The sequence below is a fragment of the Azospirillum sp. UFLA03-27 genome (assembly GCF_059803775.1).
Genome location: NZ_JAUQTX010000068.1, coordinates 14966 through 27048, shown reverse-complemented (window position 1 = coordinate 27048; position 12083 = coordinate 14966). Strand labels below are relative to the sequence as shown.

The window sequence follows — 12083 nt, the reverse complement described above, 5'->3', positions numbered from 1 at the left end:
CCCCTCACCGGCCGCATTCTCTTCAACCGGAGAGAATCACGACCGGCAGGCCGGGCATAGCCTTTTTCCGCAGCCTGATAACGGCTTCTCCTGGGTTGCAGCCCCAGGAAACCGCCAAAACAGCCAGCCAGGTATTTGATTTGAAAGGAATGGCGGAGGGGATGGGATTCGAACCCACGATAGGGGTTTGAGCCCCTATAACGGTTTAGCAAACCGCCGCCTTCAGCCTCTCGGCCACCCCTCCTACCGGGTCGGCGCTCTGTGGCGCCGCTGGCGTGGGTGCGTTCTAACGATCCGGATGGGGCCTGTCAACGCTTACTCACCAAAAATGTGATCAAAACGAGAAAGAACAAAATCTGTATAAAATTTTATGTACTTTTTAGAAAATCAGAGGTAGTTTACCACCAGAACGCGATAGCAATTCTTGGTCAGGGGGACGCCATGAGCTTGTCACGCCGCTGCGCCGAAACGCTGATCGATCTGGTCGAGATCAAGCTGAGCTGCCTGGAGATCACCGACCGCGAAGACCTTCGGGAGAAGGAACTGCTGCTGCGTTGCGTTCAGGAACTGAAAGCCGAAGTTCGCGGCGAGGATGGGGCCACAGCCGCATTCGCGGCACCCAAGCGGCGCGGCCGCCGGCCCAAGCATCTGCAGCCCCAGGATTTGCACGCCTGACGCAATCTCCCGGCGTTCATCAGACCGGCACCACTGGCCCCGACACCGATCCCGGAAGAGACGGCAGCGCCGTTGGCGCGACGGCCTCCTGCGTGATGCGACGGGGCAATCGCAGGGTGAAGCCCGTGCCCTGCCCGCTCACCGAGCGCACCGCCAGCGTACCACCCAGCACCCCCGTCACGGTGCTTTGCACGATGTGCAGCCCGAGACCCGAACCGCCCTCGCCACGCTTGGTCGTGAAGAATGGCTCGAAAACCTTGGACAGATGGTCTTCTGGAATGCCGGACCCGTCGTCGGAAAAGTCGATGACGACGTGATCACCACCGTCCGGGTGGGCGGCGATCCGGATGGTCCCCCGCTGCTCCTCGCCATAAGCATGGATCAGCGCATTGATCACGAGGTTGGTCAGCACTTGACTCAGCGCGCCGGGGAAGCTGTCCATTTCCAGCCCCTCCGGGCAGTCCACGTCGACCGTCACCAGCGTGCGCTTCAGGCGGGGCCGCAGGGAGAACAGCACCTCGTCGATGTAGGTCCGCAGATCGAAGGTTCGCCGCTCGCCGGAGGTCTGGTCCACCGCCACCTGTTTGAAGCTCTGCACCAGCGCCGCCGCCCGGTTCATGTTCGACACCAGCAGGCGGGCGGCCTCCGTCACCGCATCCAGATACTCGGCCAGGTTGGTTTTCTTCAGCGCGCCCGAATCGAAACGGACGCGCAGGTCGCGGGCCTGTTCGGCGATGTGGCTGGCGGCGGTGAGGCCGATGCCGATGGGTGTGTTGATCTCATGCGCGACCCCGGCGACCAGTTGGCCCAGCGAGGCCATGGCCTCCGCCTGGATCAGGCTCTCCTGGGCGGCGCGCAGGTCGGCAAGAGCGCGCTCCGCCTCGTCGCGGGCGGCCACCATAGCGGCCTCCGCCGCCTTGCGGTCGTTGATGTCGTAGAGCCAGGTCAGAAGCGCCGGCTCCCCGTCCATCTCGATCTCACCCCAACTCGACAACACCCAGATGATCGTTCCGTCGGGCTTGCGGAAGCGTACCTCGGCGTCGCGGAAGGGGCCTTCCCGTTCGAAGCGGTCGATCAGAGCCTGACGGTCCGCCGGATCGGCGTACAGCCGTTCGGCGGGCATCGGCAGCAGGTCGTCGCGCGACCGGCCCAGAATGATCTCCGACTGGGTGTTGCAGAACACCAGCAGGCCGTCGCGGCGTGTGATGTTCACGGCAATAGGGCTGGCCTCCAGGATCCGGAGCAGCCGCTCCTTGCCGGCGCGGACCTCCTCCTCCTGGCGGCGGCGCTCGGTGATGTCGGTCATGATGCCGACATAGCGCACCGCCTGCCCTGCGTCGTCGCGGATCGCCCGCCCCTGCGCTGCGATCCACATCCAGTCGCCATCGGCGCGGCGCAGCCGGTAATCGTAGGCGTAGGCCGCGGTCTCGCCACGCAGATGGGCATCGATGGTGGTCAGCACGCGCTGCCGGTCGTCGGGATGCAAACGCACGTCCCAGAAATGGGCCGGCATCTCCGGTGGCTCGGCGTAGCCCAGCATGCGCGGAAAGCTGTCGGACCACCAGCAGGTTCCCCGCGGAATATCGGTGTCCCACACCGCGGCGCCGGTGGCGTCCAGCGCCATTTCCAGGCGGTCGGCCAGATCGCGGCGAACCGCGTCGGCCTTCTTCTGTTCCGTCAGATCGTAGAACCAGCTGATGTGGCAGCGTTGCCCTTCGAAGTCGATAACAGTCGAACTCAGCGAGCCCATGTAGGTTTCGCCATCGCCGCGGCGCAGCAGCACCTCCTGTCCATCAAAAAGGCCATCAGCGTAGAGCCGATCGATGGCGGCCTGGCGGTCCCGCGGGTCATGGTAGAGCGGCCACATACCGTCGCGCTGGAGCTGCTCGCCGCTGACCTTGAAACAGGTCGCGGCACTGGGGCTGTGGTAGAGGTTGTCGCCGTCGCGCGTGTTGATGAGGACGCCGATGGGGGCGGTGTCCAAGATGGCCCGCAACCGCTCTTCCGTCATGACGGAGGGGGGAGCCATGTTCTCCGCCAAGGGTCTTCGCCCAACGCGACGCGCCGCCAGCAAGCCGGCAAGAAATCCGGCCAGGAGACCGGCGAACAGCGCGAACAGCGCCACCGTCAGCGAATCTGCAATCATTGGGCCTCCCGCCGGCCCCACTTGAAACCGACGGGAGAACAAAATCAACGGTTATGACGCCGCACCATGCCACGGCACGGCGTCACAACCGCTTCCCAATCAGCCCTTCAGCTTGGTCATCAGGATTTCGTTGACCAGGGCCGGGTTGGCCTTGCCCTGGGTCGCCTTCATGACCTGACCGACGAAGAAGCCGAACAGCTTGTCCTTGCCCGACCGGAACTCCGCCACCTTGTCGGCGTTGGCGGCCAGCACGGCGTCGATGGACGACTCGATGGCGCCGGTGTCGGTGACTTGGCGCAGGCCCTTCTTCTCGACGATGTCGGCCGGCTTCTCGCCGGTTTCGAACATCGCCTCGAACACCTCCTTGGCAATTCGGCCGGAGATGGTGTTGTCGGCGATCAGGTCGATCAGGCCACCGAGGTTTTCCGCCGAGACGGGGCTCTCCTCGATCTCCTTGCCGGCCTTGTTCAGATAGCCGAACAGCTCGCCGGTGACCCAGTTGGCGGCCAGCTTCGGGTCGCGCCCCTTGGCCACGGCCTCGTAGAAGTCGGCGCGGGCCTTTTCCGACACCAGCACGTTGGCGTCATAGGGAGACAGCTTGTACTCGCTGATGAAGCGGGCCTTCTTGTCATCCGGCAGTTCCGGCAGGGTGCGCTTGATGTCCTCGACCCAGTCCGGATCCAGTTCCAGCGGCAGCAGGTCCGGATCGGGGAAGTAGCGGTAGTCGTGTGCCTCTTCCTTGGAGCGCATGGAGCGGGTCACGAACTTGGTCGTGTCCCACAGCCGCGTCTCCTGGTCGATCTTGCCGCCCTCCTCGATGATCTCGATCTGGCGGCGCGCCTCGTACTCGATCGCCTGCATGACGAAGCGGATCGAGTTGACGTTCTTGATCTCGCAGCGCGTGCCGAAGGGCGCGCCCGGCTTGCGCACCGACACGTTGACGTCACAGCGCATGGAGCCTTCCTCCATGTTGCCGTCGCAGGTGCCGAGGTAGCGCAGGATGGAGCGCAGCTTGCGCACATAGGCGCCGGCCTCCTCCGCGGTGCGCATGTCCGGCTCCGACACGATCTCCATCAGCGCCACGCCCGACCGGTTCAGGTCGATGTAGGTCTTGGCGGGGTGCTGGTCGTGCAGCGACTTGCCGGCGTCCTGCTCCAGGTGCAGGCGCGTCACGCCGACCGTGCGGGAGGAGCCGTCCGGCAGATCCAGCACGATCTCGCCCTTGCCGACGATGGGCTGCAGATACTGGCTGATCTGATAGCCCTGCGGCAGGTCGGCGTAGAAGTAGTTCTTGCGGTCGAACACCGAGTGCAGGTTGATCTGCGCCTTCAGCCCCAGGCCGGTGCGCACCGCCTGCTCGATGCAACGCTCGTTGATGACGGGCAGCATGCCGGGAAAGGCTGCGTCGACAAAGCTGACCTGACTGTTCGGCTCCGCGCCGAAGGCGGTGGCGGCGCCGGAGAACAGCTTGGCGTTCGAGATGACCTGGGCGTGGACCTCCAGCCCGATCACGATTTCCCAATCGCCCGTTTCGCCCTGAATGTACGACATCGGTCTCTTCTCTCGTCCGGCTCAGGCCATGAACGGCGGGGTGGCGGTGACGGCGGCGGCCTTTTCGATGACCTGACCGACGCGCAGGATGGTCTCCTCATCGAAGGGCCGGCCCAGGAGCTGGAGCCCCAGCGGCAGCCCGTCCGACCCGACGCCCGCCGGAACCGACATGCCCGGCAGGCCGGCCAGCGAGGCCGGGACCGTGAACACGTCGTTCAGGTACATCTGGATCGGATCGTCCATCTTCTCGCCGATGGCGAAGGCGGTGCTCGGCGCGGTCGGCGTCAGGATGACGTCGCACTGCTTGAACGCCTCGTCGAAGTCCCACTTGATGCGCGTGCGCACCTGACGGGCCTTGTTGTAGTAGGCGTCGTAATAGCCCGCCGACAGCACATAGGTGCCGATCAGGATGCGGCGGCGGACCTCCTTGCCGAAGCCGGCGCCGCGGGTGTTCTCGTACATGTCCTTCAGGCTGGCGCCCTCGACCCGCAGGCCGTAGCGCAGCCCGTCGTAGCGCGCGAGGTTCGACGACGCCTCGGCCGGAGCGACGATGTAGTAGGTGGCCAGCGCGTACTTGGTGTGCGGCAGGCTGATCTCCACCGGCTCGGCGCCGGCCTGCTTCAGCCACTCGATGCCCTGGTCCCAGATCGCGGCGATCTCGGCGGGCATGCCCTCCACCCGGTATTCCTTCGGAATGCCGACCTTCAGGCCGCGGATGTCGCCGGTCAGCGCGGCGCGGAAATCCGGCACCGCCATGTCGACCGAGGTCGAGTCCTTGGGATCGAAGCCGCACATCGAGCGCAGCATGATCGCCGCGTCCTCGACCGTGCGGGTCATCGGGCCGGCCTGGTCCAGCGAGGAGGCGAAGGCGACCACGCCCCAGCGCGAGCAGCGGCCGTAGGTCGGCTTGATGCCGACGATGCCGGTGAAGGCGGCGGGCTGGCGGATCGAGCCGCCGGTGTCGGTGCCGGTGGCGCCCAGCGCGGCGCGCGCGGCCACCGCCGCGGCGGAACCGCCCGACGAGCCGCCGGGAACGAGCTGGCGCGACCAGTTGCCGACCTCGCCCGGGCTCCACGGGCTGATCACGTTGCCGTGGTGGGAGGTGATGTTGGCCGAGCCCATGGCGAACTCGTCCAGGTTCACCTTGCCCAGCATGACGGCGCCGTCGCGCCACAGGTTGCTGGTGACGGTGGACTCATACTCCGGCTTGAAGCCGTCGAGGATGTGGCTGGCCGCGGTGGTCGGCACGCCCTTGGTGCAGAACAGGTCCTTCACCGCGATGGGCAGACCCTCCATCGGCCCCGCTTCGCCCTTGGCGCGGCGGGCGTCGGAGGCCTTGGCCATCGTCAGCGCCTGTTCCGGCGTCTCGGTGATGAAGGCGTTCAGGGGGCGGATCGTCTCCACCGCCTTGACGTGGGCCTCGGTCAGCTCGACCGCGGTGAATTCCTTCTTGGCGAGGCCGTCGAGGGCCGCCGCCATAGTCAGATGCGTAAGACCGGTCATCACTCGACCACCTTCGGAACGACGTAGAAGCCTTCGGCCGTCTCCGGGCCGTTGGAGAGGACGGCGTCGCGGTAACCGCCGTCGGTCACCTCGTCCTTGCGGCGGCGCAGCGTCTGCGCGGCCACGCTGGTCATCGGCGGCACGTCCTGCGTGTCGACCTCGCCCAATTGTTCGACGAAGGTCAGGATTTGGCTCAGCTCACCCGCCAGGTGATCCAGTTCATCGTCCGGCACCTTGATGCGGGCCAGATGCGCGATCTTGGCCACGGTGGCCTTGTCGAGCGACATGCCTTCCACTCTCTTCCGAAACGTCTGGAAAAACGGCTTGGAAGCTATCACCCGAATTCTATTACCGCAATGATTCAGGGATATCCCTTCCACCGGCGCGCCCCTCCGCACCGGCGGCAGGATGGCTCTGGGAGACGGAGGCGCGGCAAAAGGTTTCCGCAATCGCCACCGCATGGTGCGGGGGCGGGTTCACTGTTAGATTGTCCAACATACGAATCGAATTCGCGCCGAAGCCATCTCACCGCACCCAATCCGGCAGGCTCCCAATGACCGCATCACTGACGCTGGCGAAACGCCTTTTCCTTGGCTTCGGCATCGGCGTGGCGGGTTTCACCGCCGTCGCCCTGTTCAACAACATTGCCATGACGCGGCTGAGCGACCTTCAGCAGGAGGGGATGCGGCGGGTCGCCGACGCCACGACGCTGACCGAACTCGCCGGCTATGACGGACGCCTCTACAAGATCGTGGCCGACGCGCAGATCAACGGCTATGGCCCACGACACGGCGAGCAATGGAAGACCGTCCGCCAGAACGCCGAACTCTACATCCGCAAGACCGCCGCGGTGATGGACACGCCGGACGAGCGCGCTTGGGCGGAGAAGGCGGAACGACATTTCACGGCCGCCGTGGACATCTTCGAGAAGGAGATGCTGCCCATCCTGCGCAGCGGCCCCGCCGACGCGCGGACCCGCGCCATGGACGACCGCATCGACCGCGAGCTGGCCGCCATGTCCGAGCTTTACGAGAAGATCAAGGACTCCACCGCCCGCGAGGCCAGGGAAGCGGACAAGGAGTATGACGACACCGCCGAACGCTACGGCATGATCGGAGTGTCGATCTCGCTGGCGATGACAGCGATCCTGCTGCTGACCGCGCTGCTCACCACCCGCTCGGTGGCCGGACCGGTGCGCGCCATGACCGAGGCCATGCGCCGGCTCGCCGACGGGGATCTCTCCATCGCCATTCCCGCGCAGAACCGGTGCGACGAGATCGGCGCCATGGCTGGCGCCATGCTGGTCTTCAAGGACAGCCTCCAGCGCAACCGCGCCATGGAGGAGGAGGCCCGGCAGGCCGACCAGCGGGCCGCGGCTGAGAAGCGGCGACTGATGAACGAGCTGGCCGATTCCTTCCAGACCGGCGTTCGGGACATGGTCAGCGCCGTCGCCGCGGCGGCGGGCCAGCTCCAAGGCAGCGCGCGCAGCATGACGGCCATCGCCGAACGGACGACGGCCCAGGCGTCGTCCGTCGCCACGGTGACCGAACAGGCGTCGGGCAATGTCCAGACCGTCGCCTCCGCCACCGAGGAGTTGAGCGGCTCCATCGCCGAGATCGCCCAACAGGTCGACAGCGCCGCGCGCACCAGCCGGGCCGCGCTTGAGGAAACGCAACGCACCAACGCCACGGTGGAAAGCCTGTCCGGCACGGCGGAGCGCATCGGCAGCGTGGTTCAGCTCATCCAGCAGATCGCGTCGCAGACCAACCTGCTGGCGCTGAACGCCACGATCGAGGCCGCCCGCGCCGGTGAGGCCGGCAAGGGCTTCGCCGTCGTCGCCAACGAGGTGAAGGGCCTCGCCAACCAGACCGCCCGCGCCACCGAGGAGATCGCGGCTCAGATCCAGGCGATCCAGGAGGAAACCCACGACGCCGTGTCGGCGATCCGCGACATCGCCGACACGGTGCGGCAGGTGAACGACATCGCCGGGGCCATCGCCCTGTCCGTGGAACGCCAGTCCGCGGCGACCGGGGCGATCTCGCGCAACGTCCAGCAGGCCGCCGAGGGCACCGCCAACGCCTCGCGCAGCATCCTGCAGGTGAACGACGCCTCCCGCGAGGCCGGGCAGGCGGCGGCCGACGTGCTGGAGGCCGCCAACAGCCTGGGCGACCACGCCCAGGCGATGCGCCGGTCGGTGGACGAGTTCGTTCAGCGCATCCGCAGCGCCTGACCTTGCGACGACGCCCGGCGATGAAAGAGGGGCCGTGTCACCCCTCGCCACGGCCCGCGTTCCAGCCCGCCCGGTCGATGTGCAGGGTGAAGAGAGCAAGCCGGTTTCCCCAGGGCGCCGTCCGCTCCTCGACGGCGATCGGGACGAATCCCAGCGCGGCGTAGAGAAGAAGCCCCGGCGTGTTGGTGTTGAAGCAGCGCAGCACAAGCTCGGGCAAGCCGTGATGGTCGAAGGCACGGTCCATCATGGTCCGCACCAAGCGCTTCGCCACGCCCGTTCGTCGCGCCCAGGGTGCCACGCTGACGTTGCCCAGGCTGGCGCTGCGTCCCTCCTCGAAGGTGGCGAAGTTGGCGTAGCCGACCACCTCGCCGCCGCGCAGCACCACCGTGGGATCGCGGCGCAAGGCCAGGGAATCGCGCAGCTGTTGCGGTGTCAGAGGCCACGTGGCGCGAGGAAAGAGAAAATACAGCTCCTCCCGATCACGGGCGAACCGGCAGATGTCGGGAATGTCGGCATCGGACAGGGGGCGGTGGCTGTACGCGGTGGCGGGGGGTGGATCCGGTGCGGCTGTGGACATGGACGAACTCCGGAATTCATGCGTGATAGAATAAGTACGCCGAAAAACAACTCAAGCGGCTTCGCTGCGCCGTCGCATCGCCCAACATCTTCGCCGGACTTGCCGTTCCGGCTTGTGGCTTCTATGGTTCGCGGCATGATCCACACGCTTCCCGAACTGGCCGCCCGCCTGGGCCGGGGCCAGCGCCTGCTCGGCCTCGACGTCGGCACCAAGACCGTCGGCATGGCCGTGTCCGACCCGAACTTCGTCGTCGCCTCGCCGATCGGAACGCTGAAGCGGACGAAGTTCACCCAGGACGCCCGCGAGCTGTCGCGGACGCTGCGCGATTACGGGATCGGGGGGCTGGTGATCGGCCTGCCGCTGAACATGGACGGGTCGGAGGGGCCGCGCGCCGAATCCACCCGCGCCTTCGCCAAGAACCTTATGGAGCGGTCCGACCTGCTGGGCTGGGACGCCGAAATCGCCTTCTGGGACGAGCGGCTGTCGACCTCCGCGGTCGAGCGTTTCATGATCGGCGAGGCCGACATGACCCGCAAGCGCCGGGACGAGGTGGTGGACAAGATGGCCGCCGCCTACATCCTGCAAGGCGCGCTGGACGCGCTGGCCCACATCCGCCGCATGGAGCGGGAGCAGCGGGAGCGCGACGAGTACGACAACGACATTGGCGGCGACGGGGACGCCTGACGGCTCCATGCTGCCCATCGCCGGGGCGCTGGCCCCGATCTTCCTGCTGATCCTGTTCGGCCAGGGGCTGCGCCGCCGCGCCGTGATTCCCGACTCCGCTTGGCCGTCGCTCGACCGGCTGACCTATCTGCTGTTCTTTCCGTGCCTGATCGTGGACGAGCTGACGCGCACCGACCTGCGCGCGCTGTCCATGGGATCCATGGGCGGGACGATGGCGGTGGGGATTTTCGCCGGGGCCGCCCTGGCGCTCGCCGTCCGTCGCCCGATCGGGCTGGACGGTCCGGCCTTCACCTCGGTCTTCCAGGGGGCGATCCGGCCCAACACCTATGTGGGGCTGGCGGGGGCCAGCGCGCTCTACGGGTCCGCCGGGCTGACACTGACGGCGGTGGGCATCGCCGTGGTGGTGCCGCTGGTCAATCTGCTCTGCGTCACGGCGATGGTGCGCTATGGGCGCGTGGCGGACGGAGCGCCGCAAAGCAACGGCGTTGGCGCGGTCGTCTTCGGCATCCTCCGCAACCCGATCATCATCGCCGTCGCCATCGGCGCCGCCCTGAACCTGAGTGGGATCGGCCGCATTCCGGTGGTCAGTGACGTGGTGGGCATTCTGGCGCGGGCCGCCCTGCCCATGGGGCTGCTGTCGGTCGGTGCCGGGCTGGACCTCGCCGCGGCGCGCGGCGCCGGGCTCGGCGTGGCGCTGTCCAGCGTCCTGAAACTGCTTGTAGTCCCCGCCACGACGGCGCTCGCCGGGCTGTGGCTGGGGGTGGATGGGCTGCCGCTGACCGTCGCCGTGCTGTTCAACGCCCTGCCCTGTTCGGCCAGTTCCTATGTCCTGGCGCGGCAGATGGGCGGCGACCACGCGCTCGTGGCCAGCATCATCACCGTTCAGACTCTCGCCTCCGCCGCCACGCTGCCGCTGGTTGTCGCCTTGGCGGGATGATTGCCCGCCGCCATTCATGGTTCGTTAGGCACTCTCCACAAAGACTACCCTGGATAGTTCTTTGAGGGGACCTGCACAGCCATGGACATCACCCTCGCAGCGGCCCACAGCCAAACACAGTCGTCGGTGGTCCTGGGGAAAGCCGCAGGGAACACCCCGGTTGCCGCGGTCTTCACGCCGGCGGAAGCACCCGCCTCCGGACCCATGGACACGATCACTCTGTCGGCCGAGGCACAATTCAGGATGAGCAGCGCGACCAAGCTATCCGTGACCGCCGAATCACTGGCGCAAGCCGCGGCCGCGGCAAAGACGGTATCAGGGCTGGACGCGAACGCGGACCGTTTCACACCCGAAGCGATGGCGGCCCATGCCGAATGGCGGAAGAATCACGCGGACTATACGGGCAAGGTGCGTGATCTCGTCAACCAGACCTTCGGTCTGGACGCGGACCGGAACGGCTGGGCGGCGGGCGGAGCCGCGCTGACCGCCATCAAGAACTTGGCGGAAAAGAATGGGCTGATCGAACCGAAGATGCCGCCGGCTGTGGCCGACATGCTGCAGACGACGGGTGAAAGCATGTGGAGCGGCAAAAGTGGCGGAAGCACCGGTATGTTCGACGTCACATTCCTGCCGAATGGCGCGGAGAAGGGCGGAAACCTCCGCATCCTGTTCGACAGCGGCAGGAAGCCCGGAGCCGGCAGTTCCCTGGTCGATTTGGAGACGGGCGGACCAAACGCTCAAGGCGCCTTGGCCAGCATCAGGACCTCGGCGCTTGGCGCGTCGCTGGACGGTGCGGGCGGCTGGAGTCCGGGAAAGTCCGCCAATGCCTACGCTCTTACGGACGGCAGGGACGGCAGTGGCGGGGTCGTTGGCATGATCATCTCCAACGGCCTGAATGATTACGCCAGGGCGAATTCCAAGACCATCGTCGAAACCATCCACGGCCTCCTCGGCTAAAACGGCTGCAAGGGGCCGCCGCGACCGGTCACGGCGGCTCCGGCGCCCCCTGGGGGAAGCGTTCCAGCCCGTCGTCGATGGCGTAATAGTCCGCCTTGTCCGCCGCATGGATGTGCCGCAGCGTGGCGAGGCCGGTCGGCTGGTCCAGGCTCCCGGCGGCAACGTCGAACAAGTCGGACTCATCGCCGCTCCAGAACAGCGACGACCCACAGCGCGAACAGAAGCCCCGCCGCGCCTTCGCCGAGGAGCGGTACCAGGACAGGGTGCCTTCCGCATCGGACACCGCCACCGTCTCACGGGGAATGGTGATGTAGGCGCCGAAATGGCCGTGGAAGCGCCGGCACTGGCCGCAATGGCAGTTCACCACCCCCATGGGCCGCTCGGTCACGTCGTACCGAACGGCGCCGCAAAGACACCCGCCCGTCAGAACTCCGCCGTCGCTCATCGGTCCGCTCCCGTCCGTTTCCTCGATAAGGGATGAGTCAGCCCTGCCAGAAGGGCTTGTCGGCCTCGGTCACCGCGTCGGCGCGGGACAGACCGATGTCCTGCAACAGATGATCGGGCAAAGCCTCCAACGCGCGCCGCTGGCGCCGCCGCTCGTTCCAGGTCGCCACCGTGTCGAACAGGGCGATCACCGCACCGCCGATCCCATGAATGGCGCTGCCCTGGCCGGGCCGCTCCTGCGCGTCGATGCGGGTGTTCATGCTGCCGTTCATGCCGTCATTCATGCTCTGGGCCATGACCGCGTCTCCTCTTGTGTCCGGTCGTTGTCGGTGCCTGTCGCCCGACGTTCCGGACTGTGTTCCGTGACTGGAGGATGGGC

13 protein-coding genes and 1 tRNA gene are annotated in these 12083 nt (G+C 66.7%); 6 read left to right on the top strand and 8 right to left on the bottom strand.

Translation table 11 applies throughout. The annotated features are described in order from the left end of the window. Positions 1-191 (top strand): hypothetical protein (locus Q4I23_RS12870; protein WP_498526480.1); only part of this gene is annotated, 191 nt, incomplete at its 5' end. On the opposite strand, the gene Q4I23_RS12865 is transcribed toward Q4I23_RS12870, so the two are convergent. Next, positions 151-244 (bottom strand) — tRNA-Ser (locus Q4I23_RS12865). The genes Q4I23_RS12870 and Q4I23_RS12865 overlap by 41 nt on opposite strands. 197 nt (positions 245-441) lie before the next feature. On the opposite strand from Q4I23_RS12865, the gene Q4I23_RS12860 reads away from it, so the two are divergent. Further along, positions 442-675, top strand: a complete 234-nt coding sequence (locus Q4I23_RS12860) for a hypothetical protein (RefSeq protein ID WP_237905099.1) — start codon at positions 442-444, stop codon at positions 673-675. 19 nt (positions 676-694) lie between these two features. Here the strand turns inward: Q4I23_RS12860 and Q4I23_RS12855 are convergent, their stop codons facing one another. The 4 genes from Q4I23_RS12855 to gatC form a co-directional block, all read right to left on the bottom strand. After that, positions 695-2821, bottom strand: coding sequence for a PAS domain-containing sensor histidine kinase (locus Q4I23_RS12855; RefSeq protein ID WP_498526479.1), 2127 nt, complete (start codon positions 2819-2821; stop codon positions 695-697). A gap of 99 nt (positions 2822-2920) precedes the next feature. After that, a complete protein-coding gene (gatB, locus tag Q4I23_RS12850) occupies positions 2921-4372 on the bottom strand; it encodes an Asp-tRNA(Asn)/Glu-tRNA(Gln) amidotransferase subunit GatB (RefSeq protein ID WP_454016987.1) in 1452 nt (483 codons plus the stop codon). Between the two features lie 21 nt (positions 4373-4393). Then, positions 4394-5875: an Asp-tRNA(Asn)/Glu-tRNA(Gln) amidotransferase subunit GatA gene (gatA, locus tag Q4I23_RS12845; RefSeq protein WP_498526478.1), complete on the bottom strand. Its 1482-nt coding sequence runs from the start codon at positions 5873-5875 to the stop codon at positions 4394-4396. Next, positions 5875-6162: an Asp-tRNA(Asn)/Glu-tRNA(Gln) amidotransferase subunit GatC gene (gene gatC / locus Q4I23_RS12840; RefSeq protein WP_014198426.1), complete on the bottom strand. Its 288-nt coding sequence runs from the start codon at positions 6160-6162 to the stop codon at positions 5875-5877. Before gatC ends, gatA begins: the two co-directional genes overlap by 1 nt. 266 nt (positions 6163-6428) lie before the next feature. Between gatC and Q4I23_RS12835 the strand changes: the two genes are divergently transcribed. Then, the gene (locus Q4I23_RS12835) at positions 6429-8105 is read left to right on the top strand and encodes a methyl-accepting chemotaxis protein (protein WP_498526477.1); all 1677 of its coding nucleotides are present in this window, start codon (positions 6429-6431) and stop codon (positions 8103-8105) included. A 37-nt stretch (positions 8106-8142) separates the two neighbouring features. Here Q4I23_RS12835 and Q4I23_RS12830 read toward each other — a convergent pair whose 3' ends face one another. Then, complete coding sequence (locus tag Q4I23_RS12830) at positions 8143-8682, bottom strand: GNAT family N-acetyltransferase (protein ID WP_498526476.1); 540 nt, start codon at positions 8680-8682, stop codon at positions 8143-8145. 135 nt (positions 8683-8817) lie between these two features. Between Q4I23_RS12830 and ruvX the strand changes: the two genes are divergently transcribed. The 3 genes from ruvX (at position 8818) to Q4I23_RS12815 (ending at position 11260) form a co-directional block, all read left to right on the top strand. Continuing rightward, entirely contained in the window at positions 8818-9366 is a 549-nt protein-coding gene (gene ruvX, locus Q4I23_RS12825; protein WP_454016989.1) for a Holliday junction resolvase RuvX, read from the top strand. Positions 9367-9373: 7 nt separating this feature from the next. Further along, the gene (locus Q4I23_RS12820; protein ID WP_498526475.1) at positions 9374-10303 is read left to right on the top strand and encodes an AEC family transporter; all 930 of its coding nucleotides are present in this window, start codon (positions 9374-9376) and stop codon (positions 10301-10303) included. Between the two features lie 81 nt (positions 10304-10384). Then, positions 10385-11260: a hypothetical protein gene (locus tag Q4I23_RS12815; protein ID WP_498526474.1), complete on the top strand. Its 876-nt coding sequence runs from the start codon at positions 10385-10387 to the stop codon at positions 11258-11260. A 28-nt stretch (positions 11261-11288) separates the two neighbouring features. On the opposite strand, the gene Q4I23_RS12810 is transcribed toward Q4I23_RS12815, so the two are convergent. Both Q4I23_RS12810 and Q4I23_RS12805 read right to left on the bottom strand, forming a co-directional pair. Beyond that, positions 11289-11705 (bottom strand): GFA family protein, encoded by a 417-nt coding sequence (locus Q4I23_RS12810; RefSeq protein WP_454016992.1) that lies wholly within the window; start codon positions 11703-11705, stop codon positions 11289-11291. Positions 11706-11742: 37 nt separating this feature from the next. After that, complete coding sequence (locus Q4I23_RS12805; protein WP_454016993.1) at positions 11743-12000, bottom strand: DUF1127 domain-containing protein; 258 nt, start codon at positions 11998-12000, stop codon at positions 11743-11745. Positions 12001-12083 lie beyond the last annotated feature (83 nt).

Excerpts from the sequence above, each read along its gene's own strand:
- Q4I23_RS12860 (WP_237905099.1), top strand. The coding sequence starts at position 442 with ATGAGCTTGTCACGCCGCTGCGCCGAAACGCTGATCGATCTGGTCGAG.
- Q4I23_RS12855 (WP_498526479.1), bottom strand. The coding sequence starts at position 2,821 with ATGATTGCAGATTCGCTGACGGTGGCGCTGTTCGCGCTGTTCGCCGGT.
- gatB (WP_454016987.1), bottom strand. The coding sequence starts at position 4,372 with ATGTCGTACATTCAGGGCGAAACGGGCGATTGGGAAATCGTGATCGGG.
- gatA (WP_498526478.1), bottom strand. The coding sequence starts at position 5,875 with ATGACCGGTCTTACGCATCTGACTATGGCGGCGGCCCTCGACGGCCTC.
- gatC (WP_014198426.1), bottom strand. The coding sequence starts at position 6,162 with ATGTCGCTCGACAAGGCCACCGTGGCCAAGATCGCGCATCTGGCCCGC.
- Q4I23_RS12835 (WP_498526477.1), top strand. The coding sequence starts at position 6,429 with ATGACCGCATCACTGACGCTGGCGAAACGCCTTTTCCTTGGCTTCGGC.
- Q4I23_RS12830 (WP_498526476.1), bottom strand. The coding sequence starts at position 8,682 with ATGTCCACAGCCGCACCGGATCCACCCCCCGCCACCGCGTACAGCCAC.
- ruvX (WP_454016989.1), top strand. The coding sequence starts at position 8,818 with ATGATCCACACGCTTCCCGAACTGGCCGCCCGCCTGGGCCGGGGCCAG.
- Q4I23_RS12820 (WP_498526475.1), top strand. The coding sequence starts at position 9,374 with ATGCTGCCCATCGCCGGGGCGCTGGCCCCGATCTTCCTGCTGATCCTG.
- Q4I23_RS12815 (WP_498526474.1), top strand. The coding sequence starts at position 10,385 with ATGGACATCACCCTCGCAGCGGCCCACAGCCAAACACAGTCGTCGGTG.
- Q4I23_RS12810 (WP_454016992.1), bottom strand. The coding sequence starts at position 11,705 with ATGAGCGACGGCGGAGTTCTGACGGGCGGGTGTCTTTGCGGCGCCGTT.
- Q4I23_RS12805 (WP_454016993.1), bottom strand. The coding sequence starts at position 12,000 with ATGGCCCAGAGCATGAATGACGGCATGAACGGCAGCATGAACACCCGC.